Source organism: Acinetobacter sp. ANC 3929 (assembly GCF_000369405.1).
Taxonomy (GTDB): Bacteria; Pseudomonadota; Gammaproteobacteria; order Pseudomonadales; family Moraxellaceae; genus Acinetobacter.
Map to the genome: position 1 here is coordinate 177,327 of NZ_KB850002.1, position 24,559 is coordinate 201,885.

Genomic DNA, 24,559 nt, shown 5'->3' on the forward strand with positions numbered 1-24,559 from the left:
GTTTAGCGTGACATAGTGATCTGAAGTTGTATAGTGATGATTGTGTACGATTTCGTGCAACAGTCTGCTGTACTATTGATGAGGTTACATTAACACATGGGGATTCATGTTATTCAAAGTCAACGCCTTGACGTATTATTACAAGGTGTGATGGCATCAATCACTCAGCCGAGTAACTCCGCATTTCAGGTGTTTAAAACCCAGCATTTTATTGTACCGAGCCCTGCACAAGAACAATGGTTGACGCAGAGAATTGCTGAACAGCAAGGCATGACGGCCAATTATCAATTTCATCAACGCATTCGTGGTTTTCAGTGGTATGCCTATCAACAGGTATTGGAAAACAAAGAGCAAGTGCGGAAAGCCAATATTCCCCATTTGATTTTAAAATGGCGCATTCATCAGGCCTTGCAGCCTTTTATACAAGCAGACCAGAATACACTGGCCTTAGAGCACCCCTTATATTCAATCGTACAGCGTATTTATGACAGTGCAGACCAATTACAACAGGGCACAGAAAAGCAGCTTAAAAAGCAGAGCATGTTGTATTGGATCGCGGAGCAGGTTTCGCAGCTTTTCAATAACTACATGATTTACCGTGGCCATTGTCAGCGAGCCTGTCAAGGCAATTGCACATGTACAGGCAACTGGCTTTCGGCTTGGGGGCAAAATCGCGCTTTAGATATTGAACAACTCATTTCTAAAACAGATCAAGAAACCTCAGCATTTACCTTACATCAGACTCAACAGCTCGAGGCTTGGCAGCGTTGGCTATGGCAGAACTATTTCCATGATGATTTTTTAGAAATACAAGCGATTGATACCGATTTCTGGCAGCATCTAGACAATGAACAGACACGTCGGAAAGCATTGGCACAGCTCCCGAATCAGGTGATCGTGTTTACGATTTTGGACTTACCACCGAGTCAACTGCAATTTTTACGTCGTTTGGGACAATATTTAGATGTGGTGATTTTGCACTATAACCCCTCACAAGAATATTGGGCGGACAGTGTCGATCCACTCTGGAAAAAACGCTATGACTTAGGGGTGAAAGAGCGCTTTCTGGTTAAACATCCACATGCTAGTGATGCTGATATTACTGCATTTTTTGAAAATTTTAGTCTCGGGTTTAATGCCTTAAATCGTGAATCTCGCCATCCTTTACTGACACGTCTGGGCAAGCAAGCACGTGACCATTTCTCGTTGTTGTCACAGCTAGCAACAGGTGAAGAGGGGAAATGGGTCGATGCTTTTGAGGATTATTTTCCTGACACTTTACTGGGTAAAATCCAGTCAGATATTTTTTATTTAGCAGAACCTCAGCCGCAACAATATGAGCTTGCACCTGAAGACCGATCGATTCAGATTCATGTTTGCCACTCCAGTATTCGCCAGCTCGAAGTCTTAAAGGAGCAGTTGGTACATTGGCTAGCTGAAACGGATTTGATCCCTCGTCGTCCAAGCGATATTTTGATTTTAACGCCAAACCTAGCCGAGCTTGAACCTTCAATTCGCAGTGTTTTTCCTGCGGTGGCAAACGAGCATGAGGTCTTTTTACCCGTTAAAATTGCAGGCGTAGCACAGTTAGATGCTTTAAATGCTTGGCGCGCAGTACTTGGGCGTTTGCAACTGACGCAAGGTCGATTTATTCAAGATGAATTTGCCGATTGGCTGAATCTGGCGGCAACGCAACAACGTTATGGTGTAGATTACACGCAGACACAACGAATATTGGAATTGCTCAATGATGCTGGGTTTAAGCGTGGTTTGGATGCAGAGCATTTAAAACATAGTTTAAGTGCAGCGGATCAAGACTATCGTTATAGTTTTAAATTTGCTTTAGATCGTTTGGCTCTTGGCATTGCCGTACCTGCACATACGTTGGTACAAAACACCTTGAGCTATGCATTGGTGCAGCCCAGCGATTTTGAATTGATCGGAATTTTGATTCAGATTTATCATGACTTATCTACTCGACGAGACTGGCTAATTGCACATGAACAAGGTCAGCGACTCGCGGTTGAGGCGTGGTTAAAACGAATCAAAGATGATGTGCTTGAGTTTGAACAAGAAGATGTGGTTGCCTTAAAAGCAGTACGTGAAATTATCCAAAAACAAGAACGTATGCTGACTTTGGCTAGCTATTATGACGATGCTGAAACGCAGTTACGTCAAATTTCCTTGCCTTTACCTTATATCATTGAAGAGATTCAACGAACGTTAGAAAATCAGTCGGCACAAGTTGAGCCAACAGGACAAATTACCTTTAGCCAGATTGGGCAGATTCGTCCGATTCCGTATCGTCTGATTGTGTTGTTGAGCTTAGATACAGGTAAATTCCCGAATCGGGACAGCCATATTCCTTTTGATTTGATGGACGCATTGCGTCAACAATTGGGCGATCGTTCTCGTCTGGAAGATGATCAGGGTGCATTTTTAGACGCAATCCTGTTGGCACAAGAACAAGTGTGGTTGTTTTATAATGGCTTTGATATCAATGATGGTGAGGTCAGAGAACCATCTAGTGTGCTGCAAGGTTTCCGAGATCATTTGGCCTTGATTGTGAAACCGTTTTCAACTCAAAGCGATGAAGATTCTACTTTAGCACTAGAGGATTTAGGTGAATTCGAGGCATTGCAAATCCCGCCACAGCTTCACCCGCTTTATTATCTGCATCGGTTACAGCCATTTGATCCCTTAGGTTTTGTTGCCGATCGTCCTGTTCGATATCAGGATCAATGGTTTAAAGTCGCCTCACAGATTCAGCAAGTTAAAGGTGAGCGGCAGGCATGGGCCAATACGCCTTATCCTGTGGAGCAGCATGAAATGACTATTTTGAGTAGTCTGCAATGGATTCAGGATATTACTTTCCCTGCAAGGTTGTATTTAAAAACATTAGGGGTCGAAAATTTAACTGCAACAGAACTAGTCGATCAAAACGAGCCCTTACTGTTGGATGGCTTGGGCAAATATGCCATTCGGCATTTTTTACAGCAGCATGATGAAGCGGTATCACCGAGCATCTTGCAAGATCAACTGCCTGTTGGAAAAGTTCAACAAAGTGCATGGCAGCAAAGTCGTTTGGAACAGCAGCGTTTGCTAGAACGTCTACAGCAATATGCCGCTGCGCCAACGGAAACCACACAACGGGTTTGGCGTGTATCGAAAAATTTACAAATCGGCTGTATCACGCCTAAACAGTTAACACAAGATTGGGTCAGTTTGGACCCCGCTAGTGCGCGTGCTAAACGCTTAGCCAAAGTCTGGCTGGAATATCTATTGTGGTTAGTGATATTGAATAACGACACCGCAACAGAGCAGCGCCGTATTGTGGTCTTTAGTGATCAAACCGTGATTTGTGAAGGACTCAGTTCGCAGCAGGCACAGGTATATCTGCAAGCATGGTTACAGCTTTGGCATACAGCACAACAGCAACCCGTGGTCTTGCCTGCTGCATTGCTGTTAAAACCATTGGAAAAAGCCAAGCGCTATGAATGGGTTGAACAGGATAAAGGTTATGTTTTAGCGGAAGAGAGCCAGAAGCAAATTTTCAAGGACTGGAATGATACAGGTGATTTTTCTGGTTTTGATATGACCCAAAATGAAGCTTGTAAATTGCATCGCGATTGGCAATTTCTTTTGCAAGAGCAAGATGCAGCCGCCTTATTACAATTTGCATGTGATCATTATTCCTATGCCTTGTATCAACCAATTTTTGAATTTTTACGGGTGGAGTAAGACATGAGTTCACAATATCCAGTGTCTTATCAGCCCATTCTTGATATTCAGTTTGAAGGTTTACATTTAATTGAAGCCTCTGCGGGGACGGGTAAAACCTACACATTATCGAGTTTGATGGTGCGGATTTTTTTAGAAAAATATCTGCCTAATCAGGTCATCGCCACGACTTTTACCCGAGCAGCTGCCGCAGAACTTAAAAGTCGTATTCGCTTGCGTTTGGTCGAGATACTTGAGTATTTGGAACCCTTTCGTGATGTGTTGGAACAGGATATTCAAACACAGGCGTTACAAGAATCCGATCCGTTAAAACAACAGGTTTTACAAAACTTTGCACCTCGGATTGCCTATGCTTGTGAACGTCTTAAACTGGTGATTGATCAGTTAGATGAGTTGTTTGTAGGGACACTGGATAGTTTTAGCCAAAAGCTATTGCGAGAGTTTGCCTTTGAAAGTGGCAAAATCGAACGGACCGAAATTACGGATGATGCCAAAAGTTATACTCGCCAATTGATTCATGACGTATTGCGTGAGTGGATTCAAACTCAGCCGCAGCAAGTCATTGATGCACTGTATAGTGTGGGTGGGCTGAAAAGTGTTGATCATTTTGTTGGGATGGTGGAAAGCTCACTGAACTTTAGTTCGGCCCAGTTTAAATTACCTGCTATCCCTGAAATTGAGTTGGCACAATTACAACAATGGCAGCAGCAAGCACACGGGATTGAACTGAATACCTTGTCTGAATATTTTCAGTTAGACGGTATCTATTACCCCCATATCAATGGTGCTACTTTTCGTAATCATGCCTTCCATAAACTCTTTACAGAAGCGCTACCACTATTGTTAAAGGCACTCGAAAGCACAGAGAATGTACAGGTTTTTGATGCTTATTTTGCCGATGCGCGTGATGTGGTATCTAAGTTTTTAGAAAAGCTCGAAAATCAAAAGATTTTTAAGAAATGTCCTGCTGACATTTCAGAGGGGTTTTATCAGCATGCAACTGTATTGCAATTGCAATCGCTGTTTCAATCTTTACAACACACTCAGCAAGCCTTCGAGCAACTACAGGTTTATCTCAAAGCTTATTTGTGTATTGAAGTAAAGAAACGTTTGCCCCAAGTGTTGCAGCAAAAAGGTGAAACCACTTTTTCCCAACAAATTAAAACTTTGTCTGATGCTTTGAAAGGGGAACAAGGACAGCGTTTTGCCGTGTTTGTTCAGGCTCGCTATCCATTGATCTTGGTCGATGAGTTTCAGGATACGAACCAAGATCAAGATGATATGTTAGCCAATATTTGGCGGCATCCGCAGCGTTATCAAAAAGGTTGCATGATCATGGTCGGCGACCGTAAGCAGGCGATTTATGGCTTCCGCGGTGGAGATATGTTGACCTTCCTGAATGCCTATCAGGATGTGATGTCCAAGCAGGGACATGAATATAAACTGATTCACAATCATCGCTCCGTGAAAGAATTAGTTGAAGTGGTTGATGTGCTGTTTCAACGACAACTGGATTTTGGTGAGCAGGTTATGTATGACCCGATTCAAGCAGGTTCACGACCTCATCCAGCTTTGATTGAAAATACCCAATCCAATCCTGCACCATTACGGTGGTTACAATTACAAGAAGGCAATGAACAGGCGACGCAAGTGGCGTGGCAGATCCAGACTTTATTGAATCAGGCGTATTTAAAGCAATTGTATTTGGCTGCTGATGTTGCCACGGCGATTGATGAAGAGGATATTGCGGTGCTTTCCCGCAGTCATCGCCAGCTGGATGAAGTGCAATATGTATTGGAACGCATGGGGATTCGCGTCAATCGCCCTTCCAAACGCAGTGTGTTTGATTCAGCAATTGCAAAAGATGTCGGTGCTTTACTCACTGCGTTGTTGCATCCTTATGATGAAGCGAAGCTCAAGCGTGCCTTACTCAGCCGTTTATTTGGATTTGATTTAACCCGATTGCTGGCATTGGAACAGAGTGTAGAAGGGCTAAGTCATTATATTCAACAATTTGATGACATCCGTGAGATGTGGCTGAATCAGGGCTTTTTATCAGCATGGCAACGTTGCTTAAACCAATTTGGTATTTGGCAGCAATTGGTTGCAGCACAAAGTAAAGACAATGAGCGTGCTGTGGTCAATTTACGCCATTTGACTGATCTGCTGAGTCAGCATAGTGAGCAGGTACAAGGTAGTCATAATTTATATCATTGGTATTTAAAACAATTAAATTCACCTAGCGATCGGGAGTGGGAGCTCGAGCACAAGCTGTCGAATGAAGCAGGTGTACAGTTGATGACGATTCATCAATCTAAAGGCTTAGAGTTTAAAATTGTCTTTTTGCTTGGTGCAAATAAAGCCTTTGCAGAAGTGCAGAAAAGCTTAAATTTTTCCACCACTGAAATCCAACTACCAGAGACAGGTCAAATCCGTACTCAACGCGTGGTTGCCGTGGCAGATAAAAACTTTTTGCAGCAAACTGAACTGGATCAACATCAACAACGTGCCTTGGCAGAACAAAATCGTTTGTGGTATGTGGCGTTGACACGCGCAAGTCATCGCGTCTATGCCGTGTTTGAACCTGAAAAAGGTGATAAAAATAAATTCTCTGGTTTGGCTTTTTGGAAAAATCAAGGTGACCTTTTCCAGCATCCTTACAGTACTGAGGTTGCTCCGATTTTAGAGCGACCTCAGGCACTACAGGCACAGCAAGTGCAGCGGCACATTGAGGTCTCAGCACAACCTTTACCTACGCAGCGTTTTTACGCACGTGGTAAAACCAGCTTTAGTTATTTGGCACAACATTTAAAGCATAAAGCCAACCGTGTTGATCGCATGGCCAATATCGATGTAGATTTTGAGCAAGCAGAAGACGAGTTAAATTTCTCTGAACAAGATCAGGTTGTTGTCGCTGAACCGATTGCCTGGATTAAGCAGTATTTCCCCAAAGGTACTTTGGCTGGGAATTTTCTGCATGAAATTTTTGAACAAATTGATTTCCAACAGTCCTCAACTTGGGTGGAGGAAATTCGCCGTCGTTTTAAAAATACCTATCAAAGTTTATGGCTCGAACTGTTGCAACAGTATCAGCAGCATTTTCCAGAGCAGGAGAATAGCGAACAGCAGCTTTATCAATGGATTGCTGAGTGGCTGAAAGAAGTACTGATGACACCACTCAATCAAGATTTCCAATTGCAGCAATTAGAGGCAGGGCAATATTTATCAGAATGTCCGTTCTATTTGGCTTTATCCGATCGTGTGTTGGCCATGCAGCGCGTACAACAACTCTTTGAAGAATACGGTATCGTGATGCCCGAGCTACTTGAAGCAAAGTCTGCTCGTTATCTGAATGGTTCGATCGACTTGGTGTACTTCGATGGACAGCGTTACCATATTGCCGATTATAAGAGTAATTTTCTGGGGGCAGAGCAAGTGGATTATCAGCCAGTCCAGATTGCTGAAAGTATGTCTCTGTCGAGTTATTGGTTACAAGCGGCTTTATATTTGGTGGCGTTGCATCGTTATTTGACGGTGAAGTTGCAGAATTACGATATGCAGCAACATTTGGGAGGCGCATCCTATCTGTATCTACGCGGAATGAATGGGCAAGCACAGCAGGGTTGTTTCTATTGGAAACCTGAGGACGAATTTATCTTGCGCTTGGATGCAATTCTTGGATATTTCTCTGAGGATAATGCTGGAAAAATGGTGTAGATAAAGTGTATGAATTTAAATTAAACAAAAACTTAGCTTGTGAATAACTCTGTTTATAACCTTGTGGACAAGCGTGTGGGTAACTGTGAGGATAACTCTGTGGACAAACAAATCGGTCATCAGTCAGAACAAATGACTTGGTTAAATATGTGGAGTAATTACCTCGCACAAGCCCCATTTTCTCAATCTGCTCAAACAGTTAACGCTGCGCAAGTGCTGCAACAATTGGTTGAAGCCAGTTTACAGGGCGACAGCTGTATCGAAGCGGATCATACACAGATCGAAGCATTGGCTGATTTGGCTATTTCGAGTGAAAACGCAAACACTCAAGTTGCCCCATGTGTCTATGATCAGCAGGGCTTGGCATTATACCGATATTGGCAACTCGAGCAACGCCTTGCACAGCAGATTTGTCGATTAAAGCGACAAACGATTCAAACGGTCAATCCAGAAAATTATCAGAACTTACTCAGTGATCAACATCAACAAGCTGCGCTTAAAATGGTGTTGCAACAATGGTTAAGCATCATTACGGGGGGGCCAGGTACGGGTAAGACCTATACCTTGGCACGTATCATTGCGGCTTTAAACCAGACAATTCCCGATATTCGTATTGCCATGGCAGCACCCACAGGCAAGGCCGCGCAACGTATGCAGGAAGCATTGCAGAACTCATTTAATGATCCAAAATTATTGGAGTCAGGTTTAATTACTGATGAGTTGCGTAATCAAAATACCCAGACTTTGCACCGTTTATTGGGCATGGGCAATCGGCAGATTCCACGGTTTAATCTAAAACAGCCTTTGCCTTATGACGTTATTGTGGTTGATGAGGCCTCAATGTTGGATTTAAATCTAGCAACTTTATTATTTGAAGCGATACCTGAGCACTGTCGGATTATTTTGTTAGGCGATGCCAATCAGTTGGCTTCTGTCGATGTCGGTTCGGTTTTAGCAGATTTACAGCAGGTCGAGGCATTGGCAGAAAACAGAGTCCAGTTACAAACCAGCCGTCGTTTTTCTGCTGAAGCAAAGATTGGGCAGTTTGCGAGATTTATTCAAGCTGAGCAAGATTCAACTGAGTCAGAGCTTGTACTGTCGAAGCTAGCGCATGAAATTGTAGAAGCAGCACCCTTGCAAGCGATCACCTTAACTAAAGAGATGCCAGACCAGATTCAGCTGGAATATCTACCAGAGCAACATGGTTTTGAGATTGAGCCTTATCAACAAAAGTTGATGTATGGATTTCAAGGCTATGTTGATGCCTTGAAACGTTATATCCATACAGATGTATCAGAAGACTCTATACAGTCAGTCATTCATGCTTTTGATGATTATCGAATCTTAACTGCCGTCCGACATGGACAGTTGGGGATTGAACAACTAAATCGTTATGCCGAGCAGTGGCTAAACCAGCAGCTTAAACAAATGGCAGTTGGGGATTGGTATATCGGACGTCCAGTCATGATGACGTATAATGACTATCAGCTTGGAATTTCCAACGGTGATATTGGCATTTGTTTTAAACATCGTACTCAAGCACAACAATTTGAAGTATTTTTTCCAAGCTTGAATAAATGGATTGCAGCGCATCGATTACCACGTAGCATGCAAACAGCCTTTGCGTTAACCATTCATAAATCTCAAGGTTCTGAATTTACCCACACAGCGATCGTATTAGACGCACAAGCAGAGAAATTATTAAGTCAGGAGTTGATTTATACCGCGGTGACCCGTGCTAAAAAAGTTGTGAGTATTTTGGCTGATTCAAATGCATTACGGCAGGCTTTGACGATACGCACTGTTCGTCGTAGTGGTTTAGTGCAAAAGATCAATTTGAACAGATTGTGAACTTATGCTTCAGAATTCACTGCTTTGTAAGTAAAAGCTTACAAGGATTCGAGATATTGTCGCTAGAGCAAGCGCAAGCTTTTTGAGATTATGTACACACAAAGAGCCTAGCAAGGAAAGCTAGGTAAATCGCATAAATATAATTATAACGTCGGATGACAGCGAACTTACAGTGAAGTAAGTGATAAAAGAGGAAATTTACAGCCGCTAAGCCTTGTAGTTTTGGGAGAGACTACAGGGCTTTTTTATTTTTATACTTTATCCGCTATAAAATCCTTATGATTCATTGACTCAGTATCGTATTTTTTAATGCGTGAATATTCATCTATTGTTTATTGTCAGTGTCTTTCTGCTTGCTCTTGGATTCAAATAAAAGGAAGAAATATAAATCTTATTGTCTGACAATTTTTTATTATTATTAAGTTAAATGTTATACAGACTTGTACGTTTTTTCGTACACAGAGATAAGATAAATGCTATTTTTCTCCATAATTGAATCTGACAGAATAGTCGGTATAGAGAGTGGGAAAAGCAAGATAAAGAACAATAAAGAAAAGGATGTGTGTGAACATTCAGAGGGTTTGAATGGTGTAGGAGAAAACAATAAAAAATAACAAAATAGAATAATAATGAAAAGTTTCAAGCGCAAAAGCCCAAGTTTAACTTGGGCTTTTTTATGCGTGTGATTTAGGTATAGAGGTCTTAGACCAAATCTGCTTCTGTACGATCTGTTGCAAACAACGAGCGACGTTGATTCTTGGGTATTTTCGGGCAGTTGGTCGAGATTTGATAAAGTGTTTTTGCTAAAGCAGGTAAATGAGTACCGACCACAGACTTCCCTGTGGTCAAGAGCGATACACTGATATCACGCTCTGGATCTGCCCAACATAGAATATTTGAGAAGCCGATATGTCCGAACGCCTGTCCTGTCATAGGGCCAAATAATCCTACGGGATTACTACCCAGCATTGGTCCCAGTGCATAGCGCATTGGAGCCAATAGCGTTCGATCTAGGCTAAGACCTGACGTTGGTAGGGTAGAACGGAAGACGGTCTTGGCACTCATGATCTGTTTGCCTTGGTATTCGCCGCCGCTGAGCAACATTTCAAAAAAGCGGCCGACTTGTTCAGCACTGGTGTAAATATTTCCAGCAGGACAAATGGTATCCATGAAACGGGTATCATTGGTGACATCGACTGCAAGTTGTAAGCCACCACCGAGTACATGATTGAGATAATGGTCTGTACCTAAGCTTGGATGAATCCCAGTGGCATAGTTTAAAGCCACATCAGCACGATATTCAGGTTTTAACCCATAGTTGAAATAGTTTAAGCCCATGGGCTTTTCAATATGCTCAGCCAAAAACTCGCGAACGCTTTGACCAGTTACACGCTGAACGATTTCACCCAGAATATAACCCGCAGTGACGGCATGGTAAGCAAGGTGTGTTCCTGACGGAGAAACAGGTTTCGCAGCGTAGAGTAGTTTTAAGATATCTTCTTGATTAAATAAAAGCTCTGGTGTGACTTCCGTGTCAATGCGAGGAATGCCTCCACGATGGGAAAGCAAATGAAAAATCGTGGCACGACGTTTACCATTCACACCATATTCAGGAATGTAGTAGCTGATTGGATCAAGTAAATTAAGCTCTCCACGTTCATCCAACATATGGATCAACATGGCAGTCACCATCTTAGAGGCTGAAAACAGACAGACAGGCGTATCTGGCGTTCCAATCTTGGCATCAGTCGCTAAGCCTTCTGCGGAATTTCCTTGCGCATAGCCAATACTGCGGTTTAAAAGAATTTTTCCCTGACGACGTAAACATAAAGTAATAAGTGGATAATTCCCCGTTTTATACAGCCCTTCAACACTGTGCCAAATCTTTTGGACCTGAGTTTCACTCATGCCACCCAATTCCGCAGAGACTTCATCTTTGCTGTGAATCACTTGTTTTAAGTCATGTGGCACATAACAGGTATTAGTTGATAAGATTTTCACGATTCCCTCGCAATATTTTCGTTTTCTTTCTTCTCTGTCATAAATTGAAAACAGAATCAGGCTAGTGTGCCTATTTTGTACAAGGCTGTCAGCTGCCGAATTGCCAGTGAACTTAAAACATTTTTGCAATATAACGATAGATCACTTAAAATAGGCGACTTGCTGTAGTGATGCACGGCAGTCGGTTGGTAACAACTGATCATTATCATTTTATTTTTGTAAGCATCTCGGAGAAATCGAATGGCTTTAACTAACACTGATCGCGCAGAGATCATCGCTAAATTTGCTCGTGCTGAAAACGACACTGGTTCACCTGAAGTACAAGTTGCTTTATTAAGTGCTCAAATCAATGATTTGCAAGGTCACTTTAAAGAGCACAAACACGACCATCACAGCCGTCGTGGTTTGATTCGTATGGTTAACCAACGTCGTAAATTACTTGACTATTTAAATGGTAAAGATCACGGTCGTTATGTTGCTTTGATCGGCGCATTAGGTTTACGTCGTTAATTCGATTTTACTTTGTTTTCGCTATTTCGCATGTTGTTATGCTTTATTGCTGAAAAGAGAGTTTCACCTAATTTACCTTAGGTGATTTTTAGAAGGGGCGCTTGTTCGCTCCTTCTTTGCGTTTAACTTTTTTAAAATTTAGTCTAGTGTGATGGCTTCTAAGCTTTGTCATTTATCTACACAGCAGTTGTGGTCTGAATGCCAAACCTTAGGGGTCTCACTAGAAAAAAAGTAGGAAAATACAATACATGTCAATGTTTAATATCATTCGTAAAGAATTCCAATTTGGTCAACACCAAGTTGTTTTAGAAACGGGTCGTGTTGCGCGTCAAGCAAATACAGTTTTAGTCACTATGGGTGGTGTGACTGTCCTTGTTGCAGTTGTTGCACAACCAAAAGCAAAAGCGGGCCAGGACTTCTTCCCGTTAACAGTTAACTATCAAGAAAAACAATATGCTGCGGGTCGTATCCCGGGTGGTTATGGTAAGCGTGAAGGTCGTGCTTCTGAAGCTGAAACTTTAATTTCACGTCTGATTGACCGTCCAATTCGCCCGTTGTTCCCAGAAGGTTATTTCAACGAAATCCAAGTCACAGCAACAGTTGTGTCTTCTGACAAAACGATGGACGCTGATATCGCTGCGATGCTCGGTGCTTCAGCTGCATTGTCAATTGCGGGTACGCCGTTCCGTGGTCCAATTGCTGGTGCACGTGTTGGTTTAATCAATGGTGAGTATGTTCTTAACCCGAACTTTGAACAACTTGCTCAATCTGATCTTGACCTTGTCGTTGCTGGTACAGAATCAGCTGTGCTTATGGTTGAATCTGAAGCGAAAGAACTTTCAGAAGATCAAATGCTTGGCGCTGTACTTTTCGGTCATGACGAAATGCAAATTGCAGTTCAAGCGATTAAAGAATTTGCTGCTGCTGCGGGTGCAGTTGAATCAACTTGGGTTGCTCCAAGCAAAAACGAAGCACTTCTTGAGCAATTAAAAGCGGCTTTCGAAGCGAAAATTTCAGAAGCATATACCATTGCGGTGAAACAAGACCGTTATGCAGCACTTGATGCACTTTATGCAGAAGCAGTTGCTCAATTCGTTCCTGAAAATGACGAAACGGGTATTGCTGATGAAGTAAACGAATTATTTGAAGATCTTAAATACCGTACAGTACGTGACAACATCTTGTCAGGTAAGCCACGTATTGATGGCCGTGACACGAAAACTGTTCGTGGGATCGATGTACAAGTGGGTGTATTAGATCGTGCACACGGTTCTGCATTATTTACTCGTGGTGAAACTCAGGCCTTAGTTACAACGACTTTGGGTAATACTCGTGATGCGTTGATGGTTGATACGCTTTCTGGTACGAAAACTGACAACTTCATGTTGCACTATAACTTCCCTGCATATTCTGTAGGTGAAACAGGTCGTGAATCTGGTCCTAAGCGTCGTGAAATTGGTCACGGTCGTTTGGCACGTCGTGGTGTTCAAGCTGTTCTTCCTGCAGCTGACCGCTTCCCGTACGTGATTCGTATCGTATCTGACATTACTGAATCGAATGGTTCATCTTCAATGGCGTCTGTATGTGGTGCGTCATTATCATTGATGGATGCAGGTGTTCCATTGAAAGCACCAGTTGCGGGTATCGCAATGGGCTTGGTTAAAGAAGGCGAGCGTTTCGCAGTACTTTCAGATATCTTGGGTGACGAAGATCATCTTGGTGATATGGACTTTAAAGTCGCAGGTTCTGCAAACGGTATTACTGCACTTCAAATGGATATCAAAATTGAAGGTATTACTGAAGAAATCATGGAAGTTGCATTAAACCAAGCATTTGCTGGTCGTATGCATATCCTCAATGAAATGAACAAAGTCATTTCACGTGCTCGCGCGGAAATCAGTGCAAATGCACCGACTTTTGAAGTAATCAACATCAATCCAGACAAGATTCGTGACGTGATTGGTAAGGGTGGTGCAACCATTCGTGCGATTACTGAAGAAACTAAAGCTGCGATTGATATCGAAGATAACGGTACAGTACGTGTATTTGGTGAAACTAAAGCGGCTGCTAAAGCTGCGATTGCAAAAATCCAAGCACTTACTGCTGAAGTTGAACCAGGTACGATTTATGCAGGTAAAGTCATTCGTATCGTTGAATTCGGTGCATTTGTAAATATCATGCCAGGTACTGACGGCTTGCTTCACATTTCACAAATTTCGAATGAACGTATTGCGAATGTGACTGACGTATTGAAAGAAGGTCAGGACATCAAAGTACAGGTTGCGGATGTTGACAACCGCGGTCGTATCAAATTAACGATGAAAGATATTGAACAAGCTTAATTAAACCAATATCTAAATCTAAAAAAGCGCATTGTTTAAACAATGCGCTTTTTTATTAAATGAATGATTGTTATAGCTATAAAAATCCAAAACTATAAACATAAATTTTCTTTATATTAGACATTAGTCTAATACTTTAATTGCAGTCCACACAATTAACGTAGAATTCTCCCACTTTCCGCTCCTACCTGTGTTTATAAGGTTTTAGATAGACAGTCGGAAGTCTATTTGTCATCTCAATATGAAGGAATATCGCGCATGCACGTCGATCATGTAGCCACAGGTCAAGATGACCAACAGCCGCCAAAGAAACCCAAATTTTATCAAATTCTATATGTGCAAGTGATCTTCGCAATTGTTGCAGGGATATTGCTCGGTCATTTCTTTCCTGAATTTGGTGAGAGCTTAAAACCCTTGGGCGAAGCTTTCATTAAATTGGTGAAAATGATTATTGCCCCTGTGATTTTCCTGACTGTTGTGACGGGTATTGCTGGGATGAAAAATCTCGGCAGTGTTGGTCGAGTAACAGGGAAGGCGATGATCTACTTCCTAACCTTCTCAACTTTGGCTTTGATTGTCGGTCTGATTGTCGGAAACGTGATTGAGCCTGGTCATGGTCTCAATATTGATCCAAGCACCTTGCACAGTACTAAAGTAGACGAATATGCGGCAAAAGCGCATGAGTCTACAATTACTGGCTTCTTGATGAATATTATTCCAGATACTTTGGTAAGCCCATTTGTATCAGGTCAAATTCTTCAGGTGCTCTTTGTCGCAGTGCTATTCGGTTTGGCTTTGGCGAAATCAGGTGATTTAGGTCGTCCAATCACTGATTTCTTACAGCAACTCACTACGCCAGTATTTAATTTAGTCGGTATGTTGATGAAGTTTGCGCCGATTGGTGCATTCGGTGCGATGGCGTTTACCATTGGTGCTTATGGAATTAGCTCGATTGGTAATTTAATGCTGCTGATCGCAACCTTCTATATTACTGCGTTACTCTTCGTCATTATTATTTTAGGTGCAGTCGCACGTTACAACGGCTTCTCGATTATTGATCTGATTCGCTATATCAAAGATGAGCTGTGGTTAGTGCTAGGAACGAGTTCATCCGAAGCGGCATTACCCTCGTTGATGGCAAAAATGGAAAAGGCTGGTTGTGAAAAATCCGTTGTGGGTCTGGTGATTCCAACAGGTTATTCATTTAACCTTGATGGTACTAATATTTACATGACCTTAGCAGCATTATTTATTGCACAGGCTTGTAATATTGAACTGACTTTAACGCAACAGATTACGATTCTTTTGGTTGCCATGCTCAGCTCTAAAGGTGCTGCAGGCATTACAGGTGCAGGCTTTATTACTTTGGCTGCAACCCTTTCAGTGGTTCCAGCGATTCCTGTTGCCGGTATGGCGTTGATTCTCGGTATTGATCGCTTCATGTCAGAATGCCGTGCATTAACCAATTTGGTGGGCAATGCGTGTGCAACGATCGTAGTGGCAAAATGGGATAATGCTTTAGATAAAGAGCAATTAGACAATGCTTTAAAGCATGGCATTGTCAAGAAAGACGCTTAATTACTGATATTGTTAAAAAGCCTCCATGTGAGGCTTTTTTTATTTGATGATGTTCTTGCTCTGTAATATACATAGCTTTTTATGCAGCTTCGTGGCAGCATTTCTTTCATAGCTATTCAAATTTCTATTGTCCTATGCAGCTTTATTATTTCTATCGCCATAACAGTGAAAATACAATTTTTATTAGTACTGAACAACAAGCAGAACATACGCTTGAATTTATGTGGGTGGATAGTCTAAGACAGGATATGGTGAATCATACCGAGTCTTGGCAGAAAAAAATTTATGACTGTACTGGACTGGTATTGAATGAATTTCACATGCGGGATTTACTCAATATTGAGCATCCTTGTGCGTTTGATACGGTTGAAGAATATGACCTCTTGGTGTTCCGCAAGTTAATTAGTCCAGATGACCAGATTCTTGAAAGTGAGAACGTTCTAGAAGCACATGAAAGTATTTTTGGTCTTGCGACAACGCCCATGAGTTTTATCTTAACGCCAACAGTTCTCGTGAGTGTTAGAGAACAAGGGAATAAGGCGGTAGAAAGCTATATCCAACGTATCCAAATGATTATGGGACGACCGATCGCGGAGCAGAATAAACCACGTAAATTACCGAGCACACCCGCTGATTTATGCTTGCGGTTGCTCAATAGTATGATTGATGGCTATTTAAATTTGCGTAATCCTTTAACGCGTCGGGTTGAATATTGGCAGCAGCAATTGTTACAGGGCAATCGTCGTTTTAAGCAGTGGCATCAATTGTTTCATGAAGATATGGCTTTCCAGCAAATTGAAAACTTGTGTGAGGAGCAAATTGAGACTTTACAAGAGTTTAGAGATGAGTTGGTCGATAATTATCATCATGTCGTCGGTGAGCATAAACATAAGGCTCAGGACATCTTGTTGGTGCGTCTGAATGATCTGATGAGCCATGTCGAGCGAGTACAGAAGCATACGCTACGCTTAAGAAATGCGATTCAATCAGCTATCGATTTACACTTCTCTGCGATCGCCAATCAAACCAATGAAAACATGCGCATCTTAGCCATTATTACGGCAGTCTTTGCACCGCTGACATTGCTGACAGGGGTGTATGGCATGAACTTTGAGTTTATTCCAGGACTGAAATCACCTGTCGGTTTCTGGATTATGCTGGGTGTGATGCTGATGAGCACAATATTCTTGCTGTATTACTTTTATCGACAGCATTTGGTTGGGCGTGGTGAACGCAGTGTAATTGATTTGCTGGCACAGCAGCATCGGCAACGTAATTTTAATTTGTTGTGGTTCTTGGACTATGAACCGATCAAGCAAACACTGAAAGAAGTCGAGAAAATGACCAAGCTGAAATAGTTTGGTCATCCTAAAAATGGCTTAATGAAAATGTTTCAGTTGTTTACGGAGTTGTTGCACTTCATCGATTAAATCCAACATGACGGCTACAGCAGATAAACTGGCATCAAAGTCACGTTGCAGGCGATACGCACGTCGAGCACGGCTTACATCTTCACCAATAAACTGATAGCTTTGCGGATCAACAGTGATCTGCAAAATATCATAATCAATCAGTTTCAATACCCAGTCGGTACTTTGGCCACATGCTTCTGCAAAGTGTTCAAGATCAAGTGCCAATTGTTCATCAATGATTTCAACTTGGTAATGACCGTCATATTGAATTTCTTTGTATTGAATGGTTGTCATGATCTTACTCCTTATGAGGCACGCGGTTGAAATGCAGCAAAGGCATCGGCAAATTGTTGATAAGCCTGTTGCTCTTGTTCACTGTGCGCTGGCGGTAAAACAATATTAAGAATCAGGTATAAATGCCCTGCAGTCTTGCTTGGTATCCCTTTATCTTTTAAACGCAGTTGCTGGCCATTTTTTGCGTTTTTTGGCAAGTTGACTTTAAGTTGTCCAGCAGGCGTACGCACCTCAATACTTTGTCCTAAACCTGCTTCCCAAGGGCTGACATCAATGGTTTGATAGATATCGGCACCTTCGACACGAATGCGGTCGCTATCTTTATATTGGATCTCAATGTACAGATCACCATTTTCGCCACCGTTAACACCACTCTGACCTTGGCCATTTAAGCGAATTTGTTGGCCTTCCTTCATTCCTTTTGGAATTTTAACTTCTAAGGTCTTACGTTGGACTTCAGGCTCACCATAGACGTTATAGGTTGGAATCTGTAAGGTGATCTGCTGAGTTGAGCCATGATAGGCAATATCTAAATCGATTTGAATGCTGGCGTGTTGATCTTCGCCACGATAGCTACGCTGTTGACGTTGAGAGCGTTGTTGCCCGCCCCCAAAGCCTGAGCCAAAGCGTCCAAATAAGTCTTCAAAACCACTAAAGTCAGCACTATCGCCTGAACTCTGGCGATAGAATTGTGAACCATCAAAACCACTTTGATTGCCTTGTCCAAAATTGGAAAACCCTTGTGGATGATCCAGCATTTGATCATATTCTGCTTTCTTGGTGCTATCGCTTAGGGTGTCATAGGCGACATTAATTGCCTGCATTTTGGCTTCAGCATCTGCTTCTTTGCTAATGTCAGGGTGATATTTACGCGCCAGCTTTCGATAGGCTTTTTTGATTTCATCTGCTGCGGCATCTCTGGAAACACCGAGCTCTTCATAATAATTTTTTGCCATGATCTATAATAAATATAATGATGTGTTTGGTTCATTATGGAACGAATCCAAGAGATTTCAATGGATTCGATTGTATAAGACTTGTTCTGTTTGGCTAAAAGCTCAATGGGGATGAGCTGGCATTGATGTTCGATTTGTCATTTAGATAAAGGTTTCAACCAGACCATAAACTGCAATCAATATAAGTAGAGCACCACATAGCCCCAGAATTTTGGGATAGAGACTACTTTGAGAGAGGTTGCGGAAAAACAGATAGACCAAAGACAGTGTGAGGAAATCCAAGATAATCCAGGTTACTGTAAGCAAACTTAAACTGAAATTGATATTCGGTGAGATATTAATAAACTGCGGGAAAAAAGCCGAGAAGAAAATAATATCTTTGGGGTTTGAAATCCCCACCAGAAAACCTTTCTTGAATCCACCATTTTGTGCAGATACCGCTTGAATCGCTGCGGGGTGCGGTGCCTGAAGCACTTCTTTAATAATGCTATAACCGAGATAGGCAATATAGAGACAACCTAATACACGAATGGCTTTCAGATAATTTTCATCAATCGTGAGAAAGCCTTTAAGAATCAGTACTGAAATAAAAATCAGGATTAAAGAAGCGAAGTTAGTACCAAAAATTGTCTCTAGTGCTTTTTTATAGCCACCCTTAAGGCCAGCACTGGCCACCAAAATCATCACAGGTCCAGGGGTGGCGATCAGCACAACCACACTGATGATAAACAGGAAATATTCGAAGGAATTCATAAGGCAAAATTAAGGTCTATGTTCTTGGGAGATTTGAAAATTGTTTTATCGAGTAGACCTTAATACAAAATAAAAAAAGACGGAAGCCCGTCTCTTTTTATTTTTTGAACATTAGGTAAATTAACTTAAATGTTCACCAAATAACGCCAATGCTTCTTCAGCAGTAAATTCATAGCGTGTGTTACAGAATTGGCAATCCATCTGGATGGGATTCTGTGCTTCTAAAGTTTCATGTACAGCATGTGCACCGATTTGAATTAATGCATTGGCACAACGTTCTTTCGAACAGGTACAACCAAACTTTAACTGTTCCACTTCAGGCAAACGCACTTCCTCTTCGTTATACAAACGATAGAGAATTTCATTGGCTGATAGATCCGTCAGTTCTTCAGGTTTAAGCGTTTCAGTGAGCATGGTTAAACGTGGCCATAGATCTTCATCAACCAACTTTTGTTCTTCTTCGTCATTACGAGGAAGGAGCTGAATCAATAGGCCGCCTGAACGTTGGTTGTTGGTCGCCAATACAATATGCGTCGGGATCTGCGCAGACAAATCATAATATTGCGTCAAGCACCCTGCCAAGGTCGGTTGATCAAGTGGTACGATACCTTGATAGCGTTCGCCGTGTTCAGGTTCAATGTTGATAAATAGAACAGGGTTGGTTAACGCTGCAAGCACAGTACGGCTATCGCTACCTTCAACGAAACGTGGATCTTCTTCGTAATCTGCCAAAGCACGAACTTCACCTAAATGGTTACACTCAGCCATGGCCCATTTAAAGGTTCCATTTGCTTGAATCTGTAAGCTAATACGGCCATGAATTTTAAGTGTACTGGCAAGTAAGGCTGTTGCACTGAGCATTTCACCTAACAGGCTTTGTACCGCAGGCATATATTCACGTTGCGCCAAAATAGTTTGAAGCGCTTCTTCTAAATGTACTACTTCACCGCGAACAGGGCAGTCTTCGATAAAAAAGCGTTGGCGTAAATCAGACATATTTTTCTCCAGTACCCCCTAAGGGGAAAACAAAGCAACGCTTTGCCTTGTAAAGCACTTCAGGCTTTATAAAAAGGTGCATGGTTATGCAGTCAATAATGGTGTCAGTTTGCCAAAACTCAAGATGTTTCATTGAGTGAATTTGCATCACTTTGTGTGTTTTGATCATTGCTCAGGCGATCTGATCTTAAAGTTTTTGTGTTTTCAAACAAATACTCAAGTTCAGCAATCGCATTTGGATAGCTTTCTATCACATCCTGTTGTTCATGAGCCCAATGCTGCTGGATCAAGAGCAGCTCATCTTCCTGCTTAAATTGTTCAATCTGGTGATGTGCTTGTTCAATTGAAAGACCCGTTTCAATCAAGGCCTGTTGCGCCATATTTAACGATGATGCATGAGTTTCACGCCAAATATGTTGTACTCCTAAATCATTGAGTAAATGTGCATGATGGCGATCTCGGGCGCGAACAAATAAGGTTAAATCTGGATAGTTCAAACGCAGGTGGCGTGCCAGATTCATGCTGTCTTCAACATCATCGATGGCAAGAATTAGTAATTTGCAATATTCAATACCTGCAGCGCGTAAGTTCTCGATTTGGGTAACATCAGCATCCAAGAAACGATGTCCATATTGTTCAATAAAATCAGCATCGGGTTGATTGCTGTCAATCACACTGAATTGTTTGCCTTGCGCGTGTAGAACACGTGCAACCACTTGTCCAAAACGACCAAAACCCAAAATGAGAATCGGGTGTTGAGGAACCTCGTCAACCGGTCTCGAGACTTGTTTCTGCAAGCTTGGCAAAATTTTTGAATCCAATAACCAATACAGCACAGGAGTCAGCAGCATTGATCCACATACAATCAGCAAGGCTGGTGCTAAAATCTCTTTTGCCAGTAAATCTTCACTTTCTGCAAGCTTGAGTAGAATAAAACTGAGTTCACCACTTTGCGCCAAAATGATTGCAAATAATGCACTTCGTTTAGCATGCCGTTGCTGATAATAACTGATTGCGGCAATCACCCCAGCCTTGATCAAGACTAGTCCAAAGATTGAACCTAGAATCAAGAGCGGAGATTGGCTTAAAGCGTGTAGCGAGAGTTCTAAGCCAATCGCAAGGAAAAATAGCCCGATCGCAGTATCTTTAAAAGGTTCTACAACACGCTCAATCTCTGTTTTAAATTCTGTCTCTGCAAGGAGCAGTCCTGCGAGAAATGCGGCAATCAAAATATGGATATTGAGAATATCCATGATCAGAATCACCGAGAGAACGATCAATAAACTCAATACAGGAATAAGCTGGATACTGTTTTTACGTGCCAAGAAACGAAAAGCAGGTCGGACCAAATAACGGCTTGCTAAAAATAAACCTGAAATGGTGGCGATAATGGCGGCAAAATAAGCAATACCATGTCGAGTAGAAGCAGTATCTTCAAGTAAAGGAAACAGCACGATCAAAATGACCGCAATGAAGGACTGAAATTGTAAAGTGGCTAAGGTTGCTTGTCCCAATTTTTGATTGAGTTGTTGTTTCTTTTGTAGCAGTTGTTGCGGTAAGGCGACTGCGGATAGTGCTAAGGCAAAACCGAGAATTATGCTTGTCAGTAGCTGATTGAACAATAAAAAACATGCTCCGATCAAAACAAAGGTAATGACTGCGAGTTGTGATCCACTATTTTTAAGGATGCCTCTGCGCTCGAGCCAAAGTTGTTGTGGTCGAAAAGCGAAACCGACAAAGAACATGACCGCAATCATCCCCAAATCGAGTATTTTGTTGATCAGTTGTGGATCTTCAATCAGGCCTGAGACATTGGAGCCGAGTAGAAGTCCTGCGATCAGATAACCCAATACAGTATTGGCGGCATAGCGTTTTGCGAGTGGGACAAAAATTAAAGTCGCAGCCAGTACAAAAATAATCGGTAGTAGTAAAGACATTGAATGCCTCAATTTTTTCTATTTTGTCTAGACTAACTCAAATGAGTTGTCTATAAAAATATGATCTGAAAAGATGATATTGGGAAATATTCGATAACCTGAACAAGCTTAGACTGAGCTTCTAACTAAATTCCTGTGGATCCACATCAATGGATAGCCTCAGTAGATGTTGACGAGGCAAGTGTACGACGTGTTGCCACCATTGACGCAAATAAAAATGCAGTTTGGCGCGATCAGTAGACAAAATCACCATATGCGCGCGATAACGACCAGCTTTACGTTCCATCGGTGCAGGAATTGGTCCCCAAATATCAACTAAATCCCCAGCCATTGTTCGTAATTGTTGCGCAATATCTGCTAAGAATTGTTGGCTATAATCTCGATCTTTAGATTCGACTCGAACCAGTACTGCATAGCGATAAGGTGGAAGTAGAGCAATCTTACGATCAGCCAGGATTTGTTTGGCGACAGTACGGTAGTCATGCTCAATTAAAGTGGTCAGCATCGGATGATCAGGGCGCAGACTTTGTAAATAGACACTGCCTTTATGCTCACCGCGACCAGCACGACCAGCAACTTGTACAATCAGTTGTGCTGTACGTTCGGGCGCGCGCGGGTCAACACTCAGTAAGCCTGCATCAATATCTAAAATAGCAACAAGAGTGACATGCGGAAAATGATGACCTTTGGCCAGCATTTGTGTACCTAGCAAAATATTGGGTTTATTTTGCTGAATGCGATCATAAATCTTCTGCCAGCTACCGACTCGGCTGGTACTGTCACGATCGACCCGAATGACTTCATGGTGAGGGAAGAGCTCTTGTAAATGTTCTTCAAGCTTTGCTGTTCCTGCGCCAATGGTTTTTAAGCTTTGTTTTTGGCATGCAGGGCAATGATCAGGTAGACGATTGATGGTACCGCAATGGTGACAATGCAAATAATGGTAAGGCTGTGAGTGTAGGGTAAAGTGCGCATCACAATGTGGGCAATTGGCTTGCCAGCCGCAGCTTTCACACATCAAAATCGGTGCATAGCCACGTCGATTTAGAAAGATCAAGACCTGCTCTTTACGCTCTAAGGTATGTTTGATTTGTTCAATTAAGGTCTGACTCAGACCATGCTTCTTTTTTGCGACCTTTAAATCAACCACATGCATTTTGGGGAGTACCGCGACACCTGCTCGTTGATTCAGTTCAAGCAGATGCAACTTGCCTGATTCAACCAGATGATAACTATCGATACTCGGGGTAGCTGAACCGAGAATCACAGGGCAGTTTTGTAAATGTCCACGGTATAAGGCGACATCACGGGTATGGTAACGAAAGCCTTCTTGTTGTTTATAGGAAAGGTCATGTTCTTCATCCAGAATAATTAAACCCAGATGAGGCAGCGGCGTATAGATCGCAGAGCGTGTACCAATAATAATTGAAGCCTTACCTGTTTGGGCATGTTGCCAAGCTTGTAAGCGTTTTGAGTCATTTAAACCTGAATGGAGCAAGGCAACATCACAATGAAAGCGTGACTTAAATCGCGCTACAGTTTGAGGTGTCAAGCCAATTTCAGGCACCAATACCAAAACTTGTTTGCCCTGCTTTAACACCTCATGCATCACTTGCAAATAGACTTCGGTTTTACCGCTGCCAGTCAAACCATCGAGTAAAAAAGCTTGATAGTGATACTGTGCTTTGAGAATCTGTTGAATCGCTTTTTTCTGATCATCATTGGGTGTTAATGGGACTTGTGCCAATTGTACGGGTGTCGGGGTGAAATCATGTGGTTCCAGACAGCACTCAACCAAGCCTTTTTTTTCTAGAGCTTTCAGGGTTGAGGTTTCTACACCGCTGAGATTTAAAACATTCTCGGTGGTACCGTGCGGATGAAGTTTTAGAACTTGATAGGCATCATATTGTTTTTGAGATCGTTTTAATAACGATGCTGGATCATCATGTGCTGTGATTTTCCATAAATGAAACAGAATATCTAAGGCACGCCCTTGTCTTAATAACGTTGGCAGGGCACTTTGCATCACCTCACCAATCGGAAATTGATAATATTGGGCAGACCATGTCAACAAAGTTAAAACTTGTTGGTCTAGAATCGATTCCTGATCGAGTAATTCTGTGATGGCCTTAAGTTTGAATTGCCCTGTAAACGCTTCGTTAGGATCAACTTTCTCCGTAATGATCCCAACAAGATTTTGCCGACCAAAAGAAATCGCGACACGTGCACCGATTTGAGCTTGAGCGTATTGCTCAGCACTGACCGTATAGTCAAACGTGTCATACACATAAACGGGTATCGCAACTCGAATACGGTACAAAATAGCGTTAGAATTTTGGGACGACATATAGGCTTCATTCATATAAGGGGCGATTGACACTTCAGCCTTTAGGTTGTGTTATTGACTAAAACAACTTATACAAGGCATGACTGCATGTCATGGAATTATGCTAAAGTGCGGAGTGTTATGT

General features: G+C 42.1%; 14 protein-coding genes. 7 read left to right on the top strand and 7 right to left on the bottom strand.

Annotation, left to right across the window (positions count from 1 at the left end):
* Nucleotides 1-96: 96 nt before the first annotated feature.
* The 3 genes from F909_RS00685 (at nucleotide 97) to recD (ending at nucleotide 9,309) form a co-directional block, all read left to right on the top strand.
* Nucleotides 97-3,741: an exodeoxyribonuclease V subunit gamma gene (locus F909_RS00685; RefSeq protein WP_005154929.1), complete on the top strand. Its 3,645-nt coding sequence runs from the start codon at nucleotides 97-99 to the stop codon at nucleotides 3,739-3,741.
* Between the two features lie 3 nt (nucleotides 3,742-3,744).
* Nucleotides 3,745-7,458 carry a UvrD-helicase domain-containing protein gene (locus F909_RS00680; protein ID WP_005154931.1) on the top strand — a complete coding sequence of 1,238 codons (3,714 nt, stop codon included), beginning with the start codon at nucleotides 3,745-3,747 and terminating at the stop codon, nucleotides 7,456-7,458.
* Nucleotides 7,459-7,590: 132 nt separating this feature from the next.
* A complete protein-coding gene (gene recD, locus F909_RS00675; protein WP_277604076.1) occupies nucleotides 7,591-9,309 on the top strand; it encodes an exodeoxyribonuclease V subunit alpha in 1,719 nt (572 codons plus the stop codon).
* A 702-nt stretch (nucleotides 9,310-10,011) separates the two neighbouring features.
* Here the strand turns inward: recD and F909_RS00670 are convergent.
* On the bottom strand, nucleotides 10,012-11,310 hold the full coding sequence (locus tag F909_RS00670) for a serine hydrolase domain-containing protein (protein ID WP_005154933.1): 1,299 nt from the start codon (nucleotides 11,308-11,310) through the stop codon (nucleotides 10,012-10,014).
* A 240-nt stretch (nucleotides 11,311-11,550) separates the two neighbouring features.
* Here F909_RS00670 and rpsO point away from each other — a divergent pair, with 240 nt between their 5' ends.
* The 4 genes from rpsO (at nucleotide 11,551) to F909_RS00650 (ending at nucleotide 17,098) form a co-directional block, all read left to right on the top strand.
* Nucleotides 11,551-11,820 (top strand): 30S ribosomal protein S15, encoded by a 270-nt coding sequence (gene rpsO, locus F909_RS00665; RefSeq protein ID WP_005154935.1) that lies wholly within the window; start codon nucleotides 11,551-11,553, stop codon nucleotides 11,818-11,820.
* 254 nt (nucleotides 11,821-12,074) lie between these two features.
* Nucleotides 12,075-14,162 (top strand): polyribonucleotide nucleotidyltransferase, encoded by a 2,088-nt coding sequence (gene pnp / locus F909_RS00660; RefSeq protein WP_171067193.1) that lies wholly within the window; start codon nucleotides 12,075-12,077, stop codon nucleotides 14,160-14,162.
* Nucleotides 14,163-14,420: 258 nt separating this feature from the next.
* Nucleotides 14,421-15,740, top strand: coding sequence for a dicarboxylate/amino acid:cation symporter (locus tag F909_RS00655; RefSeq protein ID WP_005154938.1), 1,320 nt, complete (start codon nucleotides 14,421-14,423; stop codon nucleotides 15,738-15,740).
* Between the two features lie 134 nt (nucleotides 15,741-15,874).
* On the top strand, nucleotides 15,875-17,098 hold the full coding sequence (locus tag F909_RS00650; protein ID WP_005154939.1) for a magnesium transporter CorA family protein: 1,224 nt from the start codon (nucleotides 15,875-15,877) through the stop codon (nucleotides 17,096-17,098).
* A gap of 21 nt (nucleotides 17,099-17,119) precedes the next feature.
* On the opposite strand, the gene F909_RS00645 is transcribed toward F909_RS00650, so the two are convergent.
* From F909_RS00645 to F909_RS00620, 6 genes are all read right to left on the bottom strand, one after another.
* Nucleotides 17,120-17,446, bottom strand: a complete 327-nt coding sequence (locus tag F909_RS00645) for a chaperone modulator CbpM (RefSeq protein WP_005154940.1) — start codon at nucleotides 17,444-17,446, stop codon at nucleotides 17,120-17,122.
* Between the two features lie 11 nt (nucleotides 17,447-17,457).
* Nucleotides 17,458-18,402, bottom strand: coding sequence for a DnaJ C-terminal domain-containing protein (locus F909_RS00640; protein ID WP_005154941.1), 945 nt, complete (start codon nucleotides 18,400-18,402; stop codon nucleotides 17,458-17,460).
* 141 nt (nucleotides 18,403-18,543) lie between these two features.
* Nucleotides 18,544-19,155 (bottom strand): LysE family translocator, encoded by a 612-nt coding sequence (locus F909_RS00635; protein WP_005154942.1) that lies wholly within the window; start codon nucleotides 19,153-19,155, stop codon nucleotides 18,544-18,546.
* 120 nt (nucleotides 19,156-19,275) lie between these two features.
* On the bottom strand, nucleotides 19,276-20,151 hold the full coding sequence (gene hslO, locus F909_RS00630) for an Hsp33 family molecular chaperone HslO (RefSeq protein ID WP_005154948.1): 876 nt from the start codon (nucleotides 20,149-20,151) through the stop codon (nucleotides 19,276-19,278).
* A 119-nt stretch (nucleotides 20,152-20,270) separates the two neighbouring features.
* Nucleotides 20,271-22,088 carry a cation:proton antiporter domain-containing protein gene (locus F909_RS00625; protein WP_005154950.1) on the bottom strand — a complete coding sequence of 606 codons (1,818 nt, stop codon included), beginning with the start codon at nucleotides 22,086-22,088 and terminating at the stop codon, nucleotides 20,271-20,273.
* 121 nt (nucleotides 22,089-22,209) lie between these two features.
* The gene (locus tag F909_RS00620; protein WP_416202072.1) at nucleotides 22,210-24,435 is read right to left on the bottom strand and encodes a primosomal protein N'; all 2,226 of its coding nucleotides are present in this window, start codon (nucleotides 24,433-24,435) and stop codon (nucleotides 22,210-22,212) included.
* Nucleotides 24,436-24,559: the final 124 nt, after the last annotated feature.

Coding starts and splice junctions, on each gene's coding strand:
- F909_RS00685 (WP_005154929.1), top strand. CDS start 97: ATGGGGATTCATGTTATTCAAAGTCAACGCCTTGACGTATTATTACAA.
- F909_RS00680 (WP_005154931.1), top strand. CDS start 3,745: ATGAGTTCACAATATCCAGTGTCTTATCAGCCCATTCTTGATATTCAG.
- recD (WP_277604076.1), top strand. CDS start 7,591: ATGACTTGGTTAAATATGTGGAGTAATTACCTCGCACAAGCCCCATTT.
- rpsO (WP_005154935.1), top strand. CDS start 11,551: ATGGCTTTAACTAACACTGATCGCGCAGAGATCATCGCTAAATTTGCT.
- pnp (WP_171067193.1), top strand. CDS start 12,075: ATGTTTAATATCATTCGTAAAGAATTCCAATTTGGTCAACACCAAGTT.
- F909_RS00655 (WP_005154938.1), top strand. CDS start 14,421: ATGCACGTCGATCATGTAGCCACAGGTCAAGATGACCAACAGCCGCCA.
- F909_RS00650 (WP_005154939.1), top strand. CDS start 15,875: ATGCAGCTTTATTATTTCTATCGCCATAACAGTGAAAATACAATTTTT.
- F909_RS00645 (WP_005154940.1), bottom strand. CDS start 17,446: ATGACAACCATTCAATACAAAGAAATTCAATATGACGGTCATTACCAA.
- F909_RS00640 (WP_005154941.1), bottom strand. CDS start 18,402: ATGGCAAAAAATTATTATGAAGAGCTCGGTGTTTCCAGAGATGCCGCA.
- F909_RS00635 (WP_005154942.1), bottom strand. CDS start 19,155: ATGAATTCCTTCGAATATTTCCTGTTTATCATCAGTGTGGTTGTGCTG.
- hslO (WP_005154948.1), bottom strand. CDS start 20,151: ATGTCTGATTTACGCCAACGCTTTTTTATCGAAGACTGCCCTGTTCGC.
- F909_RS00625 (WP_005154950.1), bottom strand. CDS start 22,088: ATGTCTTTACTACTACCGATTATTTTTGTACTGGCTGCGACTTTAATT.
- F909_RS00620 (WP_416202072.1), bottom strand. CDS start 24,435: ATGTCGTCCCAAAATTCTAACGCTATTTTGTACCGTATTCGAGTTGCG.